Origin of the sequence: Lepagella muris (genome assembly GCF_004793975.1) — a bacterium.
Lineage (GTDB): Bacteria > Bacteroidota > Bacteroidia > Bacteroidales > Muribaculaceae > Lepagella > Lepagella muris.
The window spans coordinates 175,525-193,465 of the sequence record NZ_SRYB01000002.1; the positions used below are offsets into that span (position 1 = coordinate 175,525).

General features: G+C 42.0%; 19 protein-coding genes. 3 read left to right on the plus strand and 16 right to left on the minus strand.

What is annotated here, in order from left to right:
• Positions 1–39 precede the first annotated feature (39 nt).
• Complete coding sequence (locus tag E5331_RS02350; protein ID WP_123482802.1) at positions 40–1,059, plus strand: bacteriophage abortive infection AbiH family protein; 1,020 nt, start codon at positions 40–42, stop codon at positions 1,057–1,059.
• 73 nt (positions 1,060–1,132) lie between these two features.
• On the opposite strand, the gene E5331_RS02355 is transcribed toward E5331_RS02350, so the two are convergent.
• From E5331_RS02355 to E5331_RS02430, 16 genes are all read right to left on the minus strand, one after another.
• The gene (locus E5331_RS02355; protein ID WP_123407893.1) at positions 1,133–2,020 is read right to left on the minus strand and encodes a toprim domain-containing protein; all 888 of its coding nucleotides are present in this window, start codon (positions 2,018–2,020) and stop codon (positions 1,133–1,135) included.
• 2 nt (positions 2,021–2,022) lie between these two features.
• Positions 2,023–3,126, minus strand: a complete 1,104-nt coding sequence (locus E5331_RS02360) for an AAA family ATPase (RefSeq protein WP_123407895.1) — start codon at positions 3,124–3,126, stop codon at positions 2,023–2,025.
• Positions 3,123–3,575 carry a helix-turn-helix domain-containing protein gene (locus E5331_RS02365; protein ID WP_160247610.1) on the minus strand — a complete coding sequence of 151 codons (453 nt, stop codon included), beginning with the start codon at positions 3,573–3,575 and terminating at the stop codon, positions 3,123–3,125. The genes E5331_RS02360 and E5331_RS02365 overlap by 4 nt, the downstream gene beginning before the upstream one ends.
• A gap of 15 nt (positions 3,576–3,590) precedes the next feature.
• Complete coding sequence (locus E5331_RS02370; RefSeq protein ID WP_123407900.1) at positions 3,591–3,929, minus strand: helix-turn-helix domain-containing protein; 339 nt, start codon at positions 3,927–3,929, stop codon at positions 3,591–3,593.
• A 161-nt stretch (positions 3,930–4,090) separates the two neighbouring features.
• Positions 4,091–4,819, minus strand: a complete 729-nt coding sequence (locus tag E5331_RS02375) for a hypothetical protein (protein ID WP_135938645.1) — start codon at positions 4,817–4,819, stop codon at positions 4,091–4,093.
• A gap of 164 nt (positions 4,820–4,983) precedes the next feature.
• A complete protein-coding gene (locus E5331_RS02380) occupies positions 4,984–5,601 on the minus strand; it encodes a CatB-related O-acetyltransferase (RefSeq protein WP_123407904.1) in 618 nt (205 codons plus the stop codon).
• The gene (locus tag E5331_RS02385) at positions 5,598–6,902 is read right to left on the minus strand and encodes an MATE family efflux transporter (RefSeq protein ID WP_123407906.1); all 1,305 of its coding nucleotides are present in this window, start codon (positions 6,900–6,902) and stop codon (positions 5,598–5,600) included. The genes E5331_RS02380 and E5331_RS02385 overlap by 4 nt, the downstream gene beginning before the upstream one ends.
• 337 nt (positions 6,903–7,239) lie before the next feature.
• On the minus strand, positions 7,240–7,719 hold the full coding sequence (locus E5331_RS02390) for an META domain-containing protein (RefSeq protein WP_123407910.1): 480 nt from the start codon (positions 7,717–7,719) through the stop codon (positions 7,240–7,242).
• 2 nt (positions 7,720–7,721) lie between these two features.
• Positions 7,722–8,066 (minus strand): DUF3795 domain-containing protein, encoded by a 345-nt coding sequence (locus E5331_RS02395; RefSeq protein WP_123407912.1) that lies wholly within the window; start codon positions 8,064–8,066, stop codon positions 7,722–7,724.
• A gap of 9 nt (positions 8,067–8,075) precedes the next feature.
• Entirely contained in the window at positions 8,076–9,002 is a 927-nt protein-coding gene (locus E5331_RS02400) for an AraC family transcriptional regulator (protein WP_123407914.1), read from the minus strand.
• An 86-nt stretch (positions 9,003–9,088) separates the two neighbouring features.
• Positions 9,089–9,370, minus strand: coding sequence for a zinc ribbon domain-containing protein (locus E5331_RS02405; protein WP_123407916.1), 282 nt, complete (start codon positions 9,368–9,370; stop codon positions 9,089–9,091).
• A gap of 374 nt (positions 9,371–9,744) precedes the next feature.
• Positions 9,745–10,863, minus strand: a complete 1,119-nt coding sequence (locus E5331_RS02410; protein WP_275441031.1) for a site-specific integrase — start codon at positions 10,861–10,863, stop codon at positions 9,745–9,747.
• A gap of 33 nt (positions 10,864–10,896) precedes the next feature.
• On the minus strand, positions 10,897–12,027 hold the full coding sequence (locus E5331_RS02415) for a site-specific integrase (RefSeq protein WP_123406177.1): 1,131 nt from the start codon (positions 12,025–12,027) through the stop codon (positions 10,897–10,899).
• Between the two features lie 202 nt (positions 12,028–12,229).
• Entirely contained in the window at positions 12,230–12,706 is a 477-nt protein-coding gene (locus tag E5331_RS02420) for a DUF3237 domain-containing protein (RefSeq protein WP_275441032.1), read from the minus strand.
• Positions 12,707–12,934: 228 nt separating this feature from the next.
• Complete coding sequence (locus tag E5331_RS02425; protein ID WP_123482911.1) at positions 12,935–13,201, minus strand: helix-turn-helix domain-containing protein; 267 nt, start codon at positions 13,199–13,201, stop codon at positions 12,935–12,937.
• 374 nt (positions 13,202–13,575) lie between these two features.
• A complete protein-coding gene (locus tag E5331_RS02430) occupies positions 13,576–14,247 on the minus strand; it encodes a TonB family protein (RefSeq protein WP_168355109.1) in 672 nt (223 codons plus the stop codon).
• A gap of 586 nt (positions 14,248–14,833) precedes the next feature.
• Here E5331_RS02430 and E5331_RS20585 point away from each other — a divergent pair.
• Both E5331_RS20585 and E5331_RS02440 read left to right on the plus strand, forming a co-directional pair.
• A complete protein-coding gene (locus E5331_RS20585) occupies positions 14,834–16,795 on the plus strand; it encodes an RNA-directed DNA polymerase (RefSeq protein WP_275441033.1) in 1,962 nt (653 codons plus the stop codon).
• A gap of 68 nt (positions 16,796–16,863) precedes the next feature.
• A complete protein-coding gene (locus tag E5331_RS02440; RefSeq protein ID WP_123482907.1) occupies positions 16,864–17,940 on the plus strand; it encodes a DUF1848 domain-containing protein in 1,077 nt (358 codons plus the stop codon).
• Position 17,941: the final 1 nt, after the last annotated feature.

Consider the following 17,941-nt stretch of genomic DNA (forward strand, 5'->3'; position numbering starts at 1 on the left):
AAATTGCCCTAATTTGCCCCAAACTCAAATCTATAGATAATGACATCAACAACAATATCTACGCATTTCAAGCATTTATACATCATTGGGAATGGTTTTGACATTCACCATAGTATTAACAGCAGCTATTCAAATTATCGTAACTGGCTTGAAGAGAACGAGCCGGACATATATTCACAGTTATGTGACTTATATGGCGTTTCAACAGATGAGGATGAAGCCCACGAATGGTGGAGTGATTTTGAGAACATGCTTTCAGAGATAGACCTCTATGATTATGTTGAAAATGTTGTGGTTGAAAATTATCCAGACTTCTCAAGCGATGATTTTCGAGACAGAGACTACCACGCTGCAGAATTTGCCGCTGAGAATGAACTGGGGGCTTTAATATATCACATAAAACGTACTTTCAATGCCTGGATTGCTTCTCTTGACAAAGCTGACAGCACAAAACGGATCCACCTTGAAAGAGAAAACTCCTTATTCATAACTTTCAATTATACCCGGACATTAGAGGATTTGTATCGGATACCAGATGAGCAGATTGTGCATATACACGGTATGGTTGGAGAGGACGAACTTATTTTAGGACATGGCAAGAATTATGCAGAGTTGAAAGAGGAACTGGAGATAGCACAACCACAACCTCCTGCAGACTTAGATGAATACGAACTGCAAGATTGGTATTCGTCTCATAGCGATTTTATGACACAACAGACACAAGAAGTTGCGATCTCACAAATAGCTTTTTTGCAAAAGGATGTAGAACAGATTATATCGGAAAATCACTCTATTTGGAATAGTCTTGGAGAAGTTGAGACAATCCATGTATTTGGATTTTCATTTTCCGGCATTGATACACCTTACCTGAGTACAATCATCAGACACATAAATACGGATAAGGTCAAATGGGAAATCAGTGCTTTCTCAAATCGAGACAGAGAAAAAGCACAGACATTTATGATTGATGCAGGGATTAAAGAAAATTTGTGGGCACCATTGGTTGCATTATGCGATGTGCAGAAATACAAACAACTATCGTTATTTGATGATTTATAATACAATTCCCTGTCTTATTTTTCTGGTGGAAAAGTAAAACAGGGAATTGTTGTATCTGTATTGAGAATAAAAGTCAGGGACAAAAACGCTTGCCACGAAGAAAGTCGTTCAGGTCTTTGAAACCTTTGTAAACTCCTGATGCGTCATGTATTCCATCACGAGTTTCGTTGAGAGTATCCACAGCCCTGCGCCCGGCATCGTCATTGTCAAGGCAGCAGGTGACTGTCGGATAAGGGGTAAGCCATTTCATCGCCTTGCGGAGATTGGAAACGGAGTTCAACACCACAAAATCCATTGTCTCAGCAAAGGGCGTGAAATCCGAACGGCGGCATAAGGTCATGTAGGACAGAAAGTCCATGAACCCCTCAAATACGGTACACAGTTCATTGCCACTACCCATTTGTATGAGCGACACATCTTTTTGTCCGACCGTCCCCTTGAAGAACGGATTTCTCACTTCATAGCCGCCCAGCACATTTCCGAAACCTATACCATAATAGTGTCTATGGCCAAGCGAGAAATGAATTTCTCTACAAAACTCCACGGCAACAGAGCTGTCTATGCCTCTGGAACCAAGATAGGACAGAAGTTTGTCATTGGTAAGCGGCTTTACCGTCACATCCCGGAATGTGCCAGCTCGTTCATCCTGCAATTCAGACGGAATACGTTCCCTGATGACAAGCTCCGCCGTGGTGTAGTTCTGGATATGCCGGATTACCTCCATGATGTCGTTGGTATTATACATCATCTTGCCAAGGTCTATGATGTCACCGCTCTGCATTGTGGCGAGGTCGTACCAGCGGTTCTTCTTACGGCTGACCTTGAACGACGGATGTCGGTCCTCCCTGTACGGAGCATGGTAAAGCGCGTATGTCTGGTAATTGCGTACAGGGCGTATGCCTATCTTTTCAAGATAACCGATGATGTCGATTCGCTTGATTTCTCCGAAATTCACTGCCATGTTCAATTTCTTAATTCCGTTAGTTTGTTCTGCTCATATCTGTATTCACGGCTATCCTTGACGATGATGCCCTTTGACATAAGATGCTTCAACCACATCACAAACGAGGTGCGTCCGCGCCTGTAGCCGGTTTCCGCATACATTTCCCGCAATTTGCCGACCAACGCATTGTAGCCTTTTACCGGACCTTCGGCAAATACCTTGTCAAGAATCTCCTTGTGCTGCGATACGGTGATATTCTCGAATGTCACCCGTTCCTCTTCATCGCTGCTGAATCCCGGTATATCCTCCGGCAAACCGTCTTCATTGATACGGAAGGCAAAGTTTGAGAACTCCTTTTCCCTGGTTATCATCGGACGGACTTCGCTCACATCAGGATTTATCTCGCTTTTAATAATTTTCATCACGGTCTCCGCCTTGTTGTTGAGTTCCGTTCCGATATGACCTCTCGTGTTGTCATCGCTCTTGTTAAGGTGCAAGACAGTATGAATGTGGATATTGTACATGTTGGTCCACCGCATGAGGTCGTTGATTATCTCAACGGACTCTCCGGGAGAATTGATGTCATTGATAAGGTCACGGATGCCGTCGATAACAACGAAACCGATCTTGTCATCAACTTCCAGAGCGGAGTCTATGATATTACGGCGTTGCTGTGGCGTGAACTCCCTGAGCATAAGGAAATCCAATGACGACACTTCACAATCAGAGGGCAGTCCGGACATTCTGAGTATGCGGTGAAGCACCTTGAAACAATGCACGCGACTTTGCTCTGTATCTATATACAGCACCTTTGTCTTGCCTTCGGGCAGTTTAGCACGATAATGCAGCACTTCTTTCCCTGAAATCAATGCAGCGACTATCGCACTCACATTGAATGTCTTTCTTGATTTCGGCTTGCCTACGGACGCGCTGAAATTGCCTACTGTTGCCACCGTGATCTCATCGACCGTCAGTATCTCCGGAGGAAAGACATAGCGGTCTGTGGCACGGATGCGGACGTATTCAAGGAATTTCTTGAACTTATCCCGGTTGGCTTTTTCCTGTGGCGTCAGCTCCTTCTTTGCCGGAAATATCCTGTCGAATGGGATTTCTTCTATCTTCATTTCCCGGTCCCTTTCTTGGCTTTACGGTTTCCTTTGGATAAATCCGCCATGGTTTCGGCTGCCGCCCTGCGGTTCATCTCATGTTTGGAGTAGATGACATTGCGACGAAGCACGTCATCAAGTTCCTTGCGCTCGATATAGATGAACTTGCCACGGGGCTTGAAATGGGTTATCTCCCTGTTGGAAGTCATAAGATATATCTGGCTTTTTGATACCCCGATATATTCCGCCGCTTCTTCGACGGTAAGCATCTCACGGCACATGAAGAGCTTTGACTCCAGTTCCTTGAAATGCTCGAATATCTCACCGAGGTCGCCATAACGCTCCATGAACGCACAGATGGACTCGATACGCTGTACCGCCTCGTCAACAGTGCTTTCTCCCATTTTGGAGAGCAGATGGCTCACGTTTTCCACCCGTTGGAGAGTGGATATAAATTCTGATGTCATAACCATTTCCTCCCTTTAATAATAGCACTCATGTTGTGGTTCTGTCTCATTGATGAGGGCTGTTTCAGTCTCGATGTCCATGCGGGACTTCACCCATCTGTCAAGATCTTCCTTGTTGAAGAAAATGCGTCCGTTGGTCGGACGGCTGTGAGGAATGTCATATTTGCGCACCAGTTTATACAGGTGGCTCGGGGTGATGCCAAGATACAAGGCTGCATCCTCTACCGTAAACGTGCCCTTCAGATGGAAAAGCATCCCTATGAGCTGGTCAACACGCGACAACAATTTGTCGAGCTTGACGGAACACCGTTCTCCCCATTGGAAGTCAGTGACAGTTTGCTGTTGTTCATTCATTGTTTCTTTGCTTTTTTGATTCTACATTCAGAGCCGTCGCCCCACATGTTGAAAGCTTTCGACTGCAAAGGAACAATACAAACGGGTATTGAAAGCAATATTTTGAATGACACTTGCAAAGTCTCACTCAAAATATCACTATCACTTAAAGATTTGACCGTTTATTGGACATATTTCTCACGAATATGCTTCATAAGGATGTCTATGTCATCCTTATGGGTGAATATGCCGTTACTCCTTGCACGGCTTAGTGCGGAAGAGTAATTTGAACGAGACTGTGGCTTGTTCTTTCCTTGCAGCAGGATGGAGCCGCTGCGTCCGAGGACTGTCTGCCAACGGTGGTTAATCAGGTTCATGGCACTGAGACAGTCGAAGAAATAGGAAATGCACATGAGATTTCCCGCAACCAACGGCATGTCCAGCGTACCGCTCATAAGGTCGTTCATCTCCTGTACCGTGACTTTCCTCTGGAAGAAACCGGCACCATTGGCACAATCGGCAAGCAATGGCATATCTTCGGCTCTGATTACACAGGACAGCTTCAGTTCCGGCACTTGTCCGATATATGTCGTTTTGAATGTTACATGATCGGGATTTTCGTCATCATGACTTTCGGTATAGACAAGGACTATCATCTTATCTATGTCCGAGACATCCAGGGAAGGTTCGGAAAAGAACCGTTTTACAAGATCGGCCCTTTCCTGCAAGAGGATACCAATGGCTCCCATTGCCTTGCGGTGAATGTTGTTGCCGGCTGCATCTTTTTCATCGGTATAATGATGACCGTCGAGGAACTGCATAGCGAACACTCTCGGTGTCATTACACCTGTGACCACATAGTTCTGATACTCCCTGTGCGCTTCCAGCAACAGTTGGCGCAGGTAGTCCAATCCTGCATTACGATTAACGGACTGTCTGGAAAACTCTTTTCCTGTAAAAAAAAATAAAGAGCTTCCGGATGAGTGTATTTACTTCCATACTTAGGATGCTTTACCGATAGAACGGCGCGACTGTTTCCCCGTAAAAGGGAACAATCACGCCGTTTCCATTCTGTTTATAATTGATTCCAGTTGCCATCCATTATGTATGGTAACTTGTTCTTGATTTCTTCCATCGGCCAGTCCCACCATTTCAAAGCCTGCATCCGCTTTATTATTTTAGGACTGAACCGTTTTCGTATCTCCTTGGCCGGAACACCACCCACAATAGTATAGGGCGGCACGTCTTTCGTCACAACCGCTCTTGTGCCAATTATAGCTCCGTCACCGATATGGACACCAGCCATAATTACGGCTTCATAGCCTATCCACACGTCATTGCCAATCACGATGTCGCCTTTGTTGTCCCAAGCGGAGGCCACATCTGCCTTGTTCAATTCCCAGTCTTCATAGAACAGCGGGAATGTATAAGTGGACAACGATTTCAGTCTATGATTGGCACAGTTGAACAGGAACTTTGCTCCACACGCAATAGAGCAAAACTTGCCTATTATCAGCCGTTCATGGTTAATGGGGTAATGATACAACACGTTGTTATGCTCAAACAGGCGAGGATCTGATACAAAATCATTGTATATGGTGTAATCGCCAACCTCAATGGACGGATCGTTGATTACGGCATTAAGATAGACGGTTTGATTGTCGCCGGTACGGGGATATATCTTAGTCATCATAAGTTCGTATTTTTAGTTCTGTCGTTCTTTAGATAAAAGATGGACTGAATGCCAAGCAATGTCACAAACAGGTATTCCATCAGCCAATAAGTTGCCAGCGTTACATTGCAATGGCTTAATCCCCATAACCCCAACAGATAAACAATAATAGTGCTCACATGAAAGACAAACACCGCCCGTGTCGCCCCGGTTCCTACCACTGCGTTCAGATAGACATAGCTGGGCAGTGCAAGGAAATAGTCGAACAGCATGACGGCAAACGGCAGGCATGCGGCCTGCACAATGACAGGGCTATCCGTATAGGCTCCAATGACAAACCTGTGGAAAAGCAATGCGAGTATAATGAGGGGAATACCTATTGCATATCCCAGACGGGTGATTCTGCGGCAAAGAGGAAAAACAGCATCCCTTTCACCAGCTCCAATCAAATTGCTCACCAAAGAGCCGGTAACCGCCGATAACGCATTGACAATAACTGCAAATAGGGTGGAAACACTCCTTACAATATTGGAAATGGCCAATTCTGTCTCACCAAGACGCTCGATAGCCAGAAAGAAAACAAACCAGGCGGCCACACTTGTAAAGAACTGCAACATGCTCCATATCGAAACAGAAAATACCTCTTTCAGTATCTTTACATCAATACGCCAGTACAAGCCATACGCCTTTTTGTCAATATGCCGATACATATATACGGACAATATAGCCAGTGAACACAATTCTGCAAATGAGGATGCGATGGCAGCTCCGGATATTCCCATGTCAAAGCCGAATATCAGAAGCCAGTTCGTCGGGATGTTTACCAATACAGCCATGAAGGCTGCCACATTCAACGCTTTTGTCTTTGTGATACCCACCAAGAAGGAACGTAAGGCGAGGAAGGGGAAAGAGAACAGCAATCCCCACATACGCCAATCCAAATAACGGATAACCGCATGATAGATGTCTTCAGAAATTATCAGGTGCTTCAGCAAAATTGGAGAAAGAGTCTTGGACACCAGACAGACGGTCACTGCAAACATCGACAGGAAGAACAGTCCTTGAATGAACGCTTTCCCGGTTTCCTCATACCTCTGTTCTCCGTTACGACGGCCTATTACCACTTGCAACCCCATGCTGAATCCGAGACCAAGCATATAGATTGCCCAAAACCAAATTCCGGCAAGGGCGGATGCACCAAGTTCCACATCACCTACATGCCCGAGAAACAGGGCATCGGTAATGTTTATCAGTTGTTCGATAAGGATGCTCATCATTACAGGAAAAGCGATGAGCCAAATTTTCTTATATGTATAATTCATTTGTTCAAATCAATATGACACAATATGCCATGCCGCTTTACGCAGCGCGACAATCCTATAATTATTTGATAAGGGATAATGACAAAACAATAATTGACAAGTTTAAGAATATAAACCTGTCTATTGCTGAATAGCAATCAGATGTGCTATTCGTTGAGCGTAGCTATATGCACAACTGCCATTTCATATTGTTGAACAACTTTTCTTTTCTATGTTAGTTCTACAAAGGTAGCCCTTTTCCCTTAGAATCTATCCTAAGACTGCCTACGCCTCATGTTTTACACATATTATTTAGTCATATTTTACACATTTTAATCAAAATATCAACCTATGAGGCTTAATTTCCTATTTTGCTAAACACAGCCAAAGTCCTTCCATCACCATTCTGAAGGAACAGGAAACCTGGAGTCACTGTGTACTTTTTTATTCTCGGCAAGATGATTTTCATATCAATCTCTATGGTCATATCGTCACATGCCATTTCCGTCCATGCCATATTTTGGAATGACAGGAGAGAATCATCAACAGCAAAGTCCCCTGAAATGGAATTACAATCCGTCTTGCAGGAGAATGTACCGGTATCAAGAAACTGGAGCTGGCAACTTTTGTCACTTTTTACTTTAGCCAAAAACATGGATGAATATTCAACCGGATTATATTTTTCAAGCTGCCAACACCCATAGATGCTTCCAGAGACAATCTGCGTCAAATCAGATTCCATGCTACTGCCATCGCTATCTTTCACAGTGCGCTGTCCGCATGATACGATGAGCAGTGTCAATGCCAACATCATAAATAAACCCTTGCTCTTTTTCATGCTTATTTCTTTTTGATGGTTTGACTTTTACGCATGGACATTTCATCGGCATAAGCCTGTTCTCCATGTTCTTTGATATAGCGGATGCAGGCGGGCCTATCCGACTTAAACAGAAAGGCGAAAACCTTTGCTATCCAATTTGAAAACACTTTGCACTCTTGAACATTACGGGAACACTCGGCACAGGTGTTGAACTTGTTTGCCATACAGCACGAGCGGATTTTGCACCAGGTCGCTTTGTCGTTTTGTTTACATCCGGGACATTTCCCGTTTAGGAACTTGCGGCAAGCTCCGCAGTATAGACCGCAAGCGGCGACATGTCGCGTATCGGTTGTTACATTTTTCATAAGTCTAATTTATATATTACATTTTGATATTACAGGAACACATATATCCACCGTCAGCTTCTTATCCGGATGTTCTTCGGGATTATTCATATAAATCTCAAAGGCCAGCCCGCAACACTTACTGCCGTATTCATCTATCAAGTGGAACATACATTCCCATGCGTGATGAATCTCATCCCATGTGATTTCAAACTTCCCCACAGCGTATTGTCCGGCAGGAATGGTGTATGAGCTAATTTCTCCGTCGGTCTTCATAGGTTCCTTGACTACCAGACAAGCATCTGAAATGAGCTTCCCTTCTTCTGTCACACTCGGATTGTTATGATAGATGGATATTAAACGGGAATCGTGCATCGTGACCAATCCCTTGGAGTACGCCCAACGCATCAGCTTCTCAAATGCCTGTTGCATGTTTGAGTATGCACCATAATGGCGGCAATACACCACATGGATAGCATCCAAACGCTTGATCTCGAAACTGCAGTTCATGTTTATGCCTCCTATCTTGAATGTTTTTTGTGTGCAAAAATAGTGGGAATAGGAACGGCTTTGTGGACTCATTATGTGTTCTAATGTACGTTTCTTGCTATTCTCCTGTAGCCACTTGCTCCTGTAGGCCTCTGCGGTCATGCCAAAATGCTTCTTGAAATTGCGGCAGAAAACATTGACGGAGTTAAAGCCACATTCAAAAGCAATGTTCATGATGGGCTTTTCCACATCGTTCCGCAGCTGTATCGTCGCAAGTTCCAAACGCCGGCGCATGACATATTTAGCCAACGATTTGCCCATTGCCGCCGTAAATATACGGTGAAAATGGTACGTTGACAGATAGGTGTTCTGCGCCAATGATTTAATATCAAGGTCTTCGTTTATATGGGCATTGATATAATCAAGGACCATATTCACTTGCTTTGTATATTTGGCATAATCACTCATTGCGTATCGTCATTTATCACAATGGGAATAGATGTCCGTACTCATTTCCGAAACAGAGATATTCCCAAAGTGTTGTCGTTATTATCTCATGGACATTTTCTCCAGCGTTTGAGGGTTGGATAAAACTGTCGAAGCCAATCCTTCATCTCTTTCACGGTCATGTTTGTTCCTGACCACTCGTTTATCTCATCAGTGAACTGGGCACTGTGCTCGACCATCTGCTCCATAGTCATCTCTTGAGTGAACTTGCCATCTTTGTAGCAATCGAGACAGTAATCCTCATTGGGACTACCGTCAGCGTTTGTTCCTTTGTACTCGCCAGTCGGTGGCATTGGCATTCCACAGCTTTGACAAAATTTCTGTTCCATATCCTATATTATTTCTATTAAATGATTTAGCCGGCAAAATTAGTGAGAATATACTTTTTCCTGTGGACACATATTGTGCTTCAATGTACGTTTCTTGCTATCTTATTGCCGTTTTTTGCTTCAATGCGTTTTGGTCGCTATTCTATATGGCACAACGGGCATTAACTTCGGATGTAGTTATTATGGCAACCGTATTTATGCGAATGGTGGAGGATTATACCAAGCACCAAGCCACATATCTACAATGAACCGTCAGACACCTCAGTCGGTATAAATATATATGCCCCTTGACTGACTGACCTCAATGGCCCGCCCGCAATTTTTCGGTTAGTCGCTCTAAATATATACACCCTTTGACCGACTGACCTGTTTTGCTATTCAAATACGCCATCGAACAAAGAAACCGCCTCGTCTTTCTTTGTGTTGATAATCCGGGCATAACGCTGGGTGTGGCGGATGGTGGTGTGCCCGAGCAGCTGGCTGGTCGTGTAAATATCTATACCCGCAGTAAGACAGAGTGTTGCAAAGCTGTGCCTCCCCGCGTGAAAAGTGATGTCCTTTGTGATTCCGGCGTTCTTCATCCATGTGCCGAGGGTCTGACCGTAACTTCTTGTAAGCCGGGGGAACACCTTGTCTTCCGCCGTGGCATTCTCCGGTCGTTCGGGCAGCCATTTCCGGGCATTCATGTTCAGCGGCAGAAACAGTTCGACACCGGTCTTGTATTGGATAATCTCAACCTGCCAATGGGTAGCGGTCTTCACTATGTCTTTCCAATGTAGGCTCATGATGTCATAGATGCGGAGTCCGCTGAAGCAGGAGAACAAAAACGCGCCCTTGATGTCCTCTCTGTGGCATGGGGTAGCGATAAGCCGTTTGATTTCCTCGACCGTCAGATACTCACGCTTGTGCTCCTTGATGGACAGCGAAGATCTGGTTATACCTTTGAACGGGCTTTTGGGTATCACACTTTCACGTACTGCGTAATTCAAAGCAGCCCTGACATAGCACAGGTATAAGAACACTGTGCTTTTCGTTATTTTTTTTCGGTCTGTATTAAGAGCGGAACGGCTGGCAAGGTGTTCCATAAAGCCCGTAATGAATTCCTTATCCACATCACCAAGTGTGATTTCGGAATCATAACTGGCAACTTCTTCTACAGAACGGTCAAGCCATCTCTTCGATGATTCTGCACAGCTTTTCTTTGCGTTCTCGGCATAGATTCCCATCCATGAACAGAACGGCATTCTGGCTTTATGAGACTTATCTTTTATGCCTGCAATACGGTTGGTAAGGTCAAGTATCATTTCTTCCTTGATGGCATTGGCCTGCGCAAGGGTGTTGGCGTTCATGATCTTTGACGACATGTCTGTCTCAGGCACAAGATACAGCTTGAGAAAGTTGTACGTTCGCTTCCCATTATGGTATATATCCAAATATAATGAGCGGTTGCCGTTTTTCAACACCTGCTCGCGGAGCCTTATTGGTTCCTTCATTACTACTTGTTTCTTCGGTCTGCCCATTGTCTTTTAATCGAATAGTTTGTCAATCATGTAAACCGCATCCACTTTCTTCTTGTCGATAATTTTAGCATATACTTGGGTCGTTTCTACATCCGAGTGTCCCAACAACTGGCTTGTGGTATAAAGATCCGCACCCATTGTAAGTGTCATCGTCGCAAAAGCGTGGCGGCTCACGTGGTAGGACACCCGTTTGGTAATGCCGGCCTTTGATGTCCATGTCTTCAGCACATGGTCACAATCACTCAATGTGGGGACGTCGAAGACGGAATCGTCTGTATTTCCTTTTTCTTCCGGCATGAATTTCTGTGCCTGTTGACTCAAGGGTAGGTAGATGACCTTCCCGGTCTTTTGCTGGCGCAGTTCCAGATGGACTTTACCATTTTCTTCGATTACGTCTTTCCAGCGTAATCCTTTGACATCACTGTAACGCAGTCCACAAAAACACGAAAACAAAAACGCGGTCTTTACTCTTGGGCTTCTACATGGAGTATTGATGAGCGTCTGTACTTCTTCGATGGTGAGATACTCACGCTTTCTACATTCTCCTTGTATAGATGCCCAGTCAAATGAAAGCAGCGGATTGTCACCAAGGATTTCCAAGTCCACGGCATAATTAAGAGCGGCACGTATGTATCCACAGTAACCGGCTATTGTTTTTTTCGCCAATGGCTTTTTCGTTGTTCTTGCCTTGCGTGTTTCCAAATATTCTATGAATCCCTGCAAGAAATCCTTGTCAACCTCGTAGAGCTTTATACGAGGATTGTGAGCCTTCAGGCAAACCGACACGGCGTGTACATGGTCAACAAGGGAATTGCGTCCTTTTTTTCTTCCAAATTCAGCATATTCATTGAGCCAGTCGATAAGCGGCATTTTGGCTTTGTCCGAGAGAACCGCCATTGGCTTCTTGTTGGTGATGTCAAGAATACGCTGTGCTTTGATGGCATTGGCGGCTTTGAGCGTATTGGCATTTCTCTCCTTTGCCTCCTGCGATATTTCAGGGACGAGGAAGAGCTTGAGAAATTCATACCTCCGTTTACGGTCGGTATAAATATCCAAATAGATAGACTGGTTACCGTCCTTAAGCTGCTTGAAGCGGATGCGGACAGGTACCGATTCGGACTTTTTTGTTCTTGCCATTAATTGTCAATGCTTTATTCGTGTGCAAAGGTATAAAAAATAGCCCAAAATGACTAACAAAAAAGTAACATAATTGACCGAAATAACAAAAAATAACCATCCCGTCTTTAGAAATAAAGCAAAATCAGACATCCGCAAACCATTGTAAATAAAGGCTTTTATTCATACTTGCTTATAAATCCTCGCTCACAAATTCACCTTTTCACTTTACTTCCCATACTTTGAGACGGATGGTGTTATCGGAGAATCCGGAAGGACGGCAGATGTATATCCCTTCGTTGAGCCATGAATATTGTCCGTCGGATGATGCCTCGAATACGGGCGATGTGAAGAAGTATCTGTCGGTGGCTATGCCGATGTTTCTGACAAGAATGTATTCTCCGTCATCCGTCTGTATGCAGTATATGGCTTCCAGATTATTGCGCTTATGGGTATTGTCGTAAAGCTGATAGTCGGCACCGCCCGGTATTACGGTACCCTTGATTTGCGGACCTGAGAATGTGCCTCCGGTAATAGGGATGATTGTGCGGTTCCCTTTTCCGGTATCGCCAACTTGGAGCGGACTTCCGATATTGACAGAGAGCTCCATGATGAATTGCATTTTCGGAGTATCGTCGATCTCCGAGGCTCTTGCAGCGATACATGCAAGCAAAAGGATTGTAGAAATGATCAGTCTCATTTGATAAATGGTTAATAAGAGGTTAGGTCAAAGTCTTCTGTGGTAAGAATCTCAACATTCATATTCACTCAATAATTCATTTACATTGCGAGTTTTAATGGTCCCTTCTTGAATTTTCTTAACCTGACGAAATGCTTTTAGTACAGTTTCAAATTCAACTGGTAGCAGAATGTCATAATCAACTATTTGATGATTATTTGTGTGCATATACTTATTAGTCATTAAATATTAGCGAGGAACAACAATTAAGTTTTCTCCAAGGAAAGATTGAATCATAGCAATTGTCTTTAATGTGAAGTTTTGTGTGCCTCCCAGCCATTTGGAAACTTCAGCATCACTTTTCCCAAGACCATTTGCAAGATCATGTTGGGTCATGCCTTTCTTTTTTAGAATGGCAGCTATACGGTCTGACACATCAAATGCCAACCGAGAATGCTCTATGCTTTCAGGCGACAGCCGTGAAATACTTCTTTGTAAAACCGGATTATGTATCATTCTAAATTTGCTTCAAATCGTTCCAAAAATATTTGGAACTCTGGAATGCTCTTTGAAGTGAATTGGATAGAATAGATTGCACAGACATCTGATTCATCAAAAAGATTGACTTTGGCTTCCATAAAATTACGTATATATAACTCTTATACAAAAGTACGAATAACGTACCGAGTATAACTTGTGGGTTGGGTTAATTTTTAAGTTAAACTCTTTGTCGTTTAAACGTAGTTACGATACGAATTGTTGTGTGGCTCAAATGATTAATTTTGAACTTATAAGAATTGATTTTTTCGAAATATCCCTCAATTGTCTTATCATGATTTAGTAATCATACAAATACCATACTGTCAACTGGACTCGTCACCCCTCCATCGTTATTCGATTTTCCGTCCTGTTTTGTCGATGTAATACCATCCATCGCTTTCCCAATAATGATATTCCCCTCCTGATCCAGGTACCTCCTTGATCTCTCCGTAATCCGCAACCTTTGCCTTTCCATTCTCAAATGGGAAAGCGCATTTGAAACGGGGTGTTATCACGGTTCTGCCACTTTCATCTGCGTAACCTATTCTGCCGTTCTCATCAATGATACGTTGCATCCCATCCTCCACATAATCATCACCATTATCAAACTGATATGCAGGATAAGTTTTGCGCTGTCTCTCATCATAGTCAGAAATTCTAAACACTACGGGTAATACCAGACGAGTATCAACAGGTGTATCATCATATTTACCCGGTAAAAACCGTGGAAAGCCCGATACCAACCTTAATGCCTCAGCATCAAGAGTCGGATCCTTCCCCCGGACAATTCTTATGGAGTCAACTTCCCCCGTTTTACTGACCAAAAAGCTGACTACCACACGCCCTTGAATTTTATTGTCATACGCCTCTTTGGGATATTTCAAGTTGTCATGGATATATCGCAACATTGCTGATGGTCCGCCCGGAAATTCAGGTGTGGACTCATGTTCTACAAAAGCATCGCTATTTTCATCAGAGGCAGCTTCTGAGGCAATCTCGCTTACAGATATGTTCTGTGTCATATCCTCTCTTTGCGATCCCACTGCGACCCTATAAGTCTTTGAACAGGCACATATCGAAAGTGCAAGTATTGCAAACAATATATTCCGTAATCGTAGCATAACCATAACTATTTTTCGTTAGAACGCATAAATATAGTCAGTAGTTATCTCTGAATTGTAAATTTTAGTAATACTTTTTTAATTTGGTTGCCTGTTTCGCCTGTTTCGCCTGTTTCACCTGTTTCACCTGTTTCACTTGTTTCAGTTGTATCACACCGATACAACCGATACAACTGAAACGCACCGATACATCCTGAATCAGCCGTGTAGTTCATAAAAAACAATCAATACCATTGAAAATTGAAAAATACTTTGTAACTTTACGACGCAATCCTATAAGCAGAAGCCCGATAAAGTCGCTACGGGTATAAAACCATGCGGCTGAAGGGTCTGTGGGCGGGATTGCAGACATATTAAATACTCAACCATCATTGGCGATTTTGATAGAAATTGCAGTATTAAAGGAGTAGAAGTCATAGACCTCAAAATCCCAATAGATAATTAAAAGTTGAAATAATTGACTTAACACCAGTTTATTATAGAGATAATGGCAAGTATTCTTTCTTTAGATCATGAAGCAGCGTTTGACTACTTCATGGAATCGGAACATTATAATAATTTTGAGTTGCCGGAGTATTATTGCTTTGATAATATTCTGAAATATATACGTGAGCAAATAGGTAGGACTCCATATCTTGATTGTCTTTCCGAAGTGTGTCCGGAAGATTTGCCTAATGTGAATATGGATTTATTGTTAAATAAGGATGGTCGTTATGCAGTGCGCCCATTAACTTTGGCAAATCCATACTTGTATTATTTCTTGGTTAGGGAATTATGTTCAGAGGATGGATGGAAATTAACCAAGGATTGTTTTAAAAAATATAAGGTATCTCATATATCCTCTTGTGCATTGCCACAATTTAAGGAGCCGGATAAAAAAGAAGCATTTCATAATTCGAATACCATTTTGAATTGGTGGAATACTGTGGAGCAAAGGTCACTGGAACTTTCGCTTGAATATCGTTATATGTTTGTGACGGATATAACAAATTGCTATGGTTCAATAAATCCACAGTCTATTGATTGGGCACTTACATTCAAAGGAACCAAATATGAGAACGAAGACTATTTGCCAGTGGCTAAAAATATACGCATGTATCTTGGTGCTCTTCAAAATGGCAGGAATATAGGTATTCCTCAAGGAAGCTATATTTTTGATTTCGTGGCAGAGATTATACTTGGATATGCTGATTTGCTTCTTTCCGAGGCTCTTGAAAAGGAAGGAATCACTGATGGCTATGAAATTATCCGCTATCGAGATGATTATCGTGTATTTTGCAATGACAATGACAGGCTGGAGAGAATTTCATATACATTGCAACATGTGCTTGAAAAGTTAAATCTTCGTCTTAACAGTAGCAAGACTCATATTTCAAATTCAATCATTACAGATTCCATAAAATCAGATAAATTATACTATATAGAGAATACCCCAATCTTTAACAAGAAGGGATGCGATTTTGATGGATTGCAAAAACATCTGTTATATATACTGCTGTTTGGACGTAAATTCCCTAACGGAGGACAATTGCGTACAATGCTGTCTGATATTGATAAGCGCATAGAACGGCTGTTAAGACCGAAAAATAAAGAAAATACTTCAAAAGAAACTAAAGAAACCAAAGTTTGTTTCGGATTGACAGATGCCAATTCTAAGAATGAAAAAGGTTCAATCAAAAAAGAATTGACAGATTCTGATATTGAAGCAATGGATGATTTATTCAATGACAGCGACTGGGAAGATGTAGATATTGAGACCGAAGCAGTTGATAGTTCATTTGAATCTGAAGGATTGACGAATGTCGATTTTGATAAAGTGGAGGCTTTAATCCCAAAAAACGAAACAGAAGATTTTGGTTTATCGGATTCTGATTTTGAAGCAATAGAAGCAACCATTAATTCCGAAACAAAAGATTTAGAGTTGTCAGATACAGACTTAGAAGGAGTAGAAGGCACTATTAAAAAAGGCACTATTAAAAGGAGAGTTTTAGGTGAATCATTATTGCGAAAGCATAATAGAAAGATTGTTGAGAATATCACAGCGATGTCAGCTATTTGTGTTCAAATAGCTATTGAGAACGTAAGTTGTGTTCATTATGCACTAAGGGTGATGAGCCGTATGGTCAACTCAATTGAGGACTCCGAAGAGAAATGGTCAATCTTTGATAAGGCATGTGCAAAACTTGTGTCAAGACCAAACTCAGACTATGATAAAATATGGCTACAAAATATAACATATCAGCGAGACAAAGCCGATGGTAAATGCCCGTATGATGTACGTTTATGTCAACTTGCAAGTGGATCAGATGTTAAGCTATGGGACAACTCTTGGCTAAAACCTTTGTATACAGAAAAACTTCCTATGAAATCTATATGTGACAAGGATCTTCTTGTCAAAATAACTCCGGTAATCACTTTCCGTGAAACCAGAGCATACTACAATATGTAAATCTCCTATTTTTTGATAGGAGATTATAACTTAGAGATTAAATTGAAAGAATAGATTCAAATTGTATTATGGCAAAGAAACAAGAAGAAAGAACTATCATACTTGATAATGGAGAGGTTGTTAAAGCTACATTCCCTATTGTTGTATCTGCAAGCCGAAGCACTGACATTCCGGCATTTTATTCAGATTGGTTTTTTGAACGTCTAAAGAAAGGTTATTCTGCATGGACTAATCCATTCAATGGGAAGAAAAGTTATGTAGCTTATGAGGATACTCGTTTTATAGTTTTTTGGTCGAAAAATCCACGCTCTCTTCTTAATCATATAGATTATTTGAGGGAAAGAGGTATCGGTTGTTATATCCAGTACACTCTTAATGATTATGAGGAAGAGAGATTGGAACAAGGGGTACCTTCACTTAAAGAACGTATTGAGACATTCAAACTTCTTGCTAATAAACTTGGCAAAGGTGCAGTAGTATGGCGTTTTGATCCTCTTATTCTGACAGATAAAATAGACATAGATAAACTTTTGCAAAAAATAGAAAGAATAGGAGACCAACTTCAAGGTTATACTGAGAAACTTGTTTTTAGTTTTGCAGATATATTATCATACCGCAAGGTTAAGGCAAATCTTGAGCGTAATCATATTAACTATATTGACTGGTCAAAAGAGCAGATGATGGATTTTTCACAAAGACTTGTTTCTATGAATAAAGCAAAAGGTTGGAATTATATTCTTGCTACATGTGGAGAAGTCGCTGATTTAGATGGTGTGGAACATAATCATTGTGTGGATGATCGTCTTATGGTACGCTTTGGTTATAAATCTAATGAACTGATGAATTTCCTTGGAGTGGAAATTATAAATCCTACGTATAATTTATTTGCAGAATCTGATATGGATGAGATCCCACAAGATGCTATTTGTTTGGGGAATAATCAGTTCGCAGTCATTAATAAAAATAATAAGGATAAAGGACAGCGTGCTGCATGTGGTTGTATGAAAAGCAAAGATATCGGAGAATATAACACGTGCCCACATTTGTGTGAGTATTGTTATGCAAATGCAAGTAAGGAATTGGCTATAGCCAATTGGCGGAGACATCAATTAAATACTAATAATGACACAATAACCGGGAAATAAA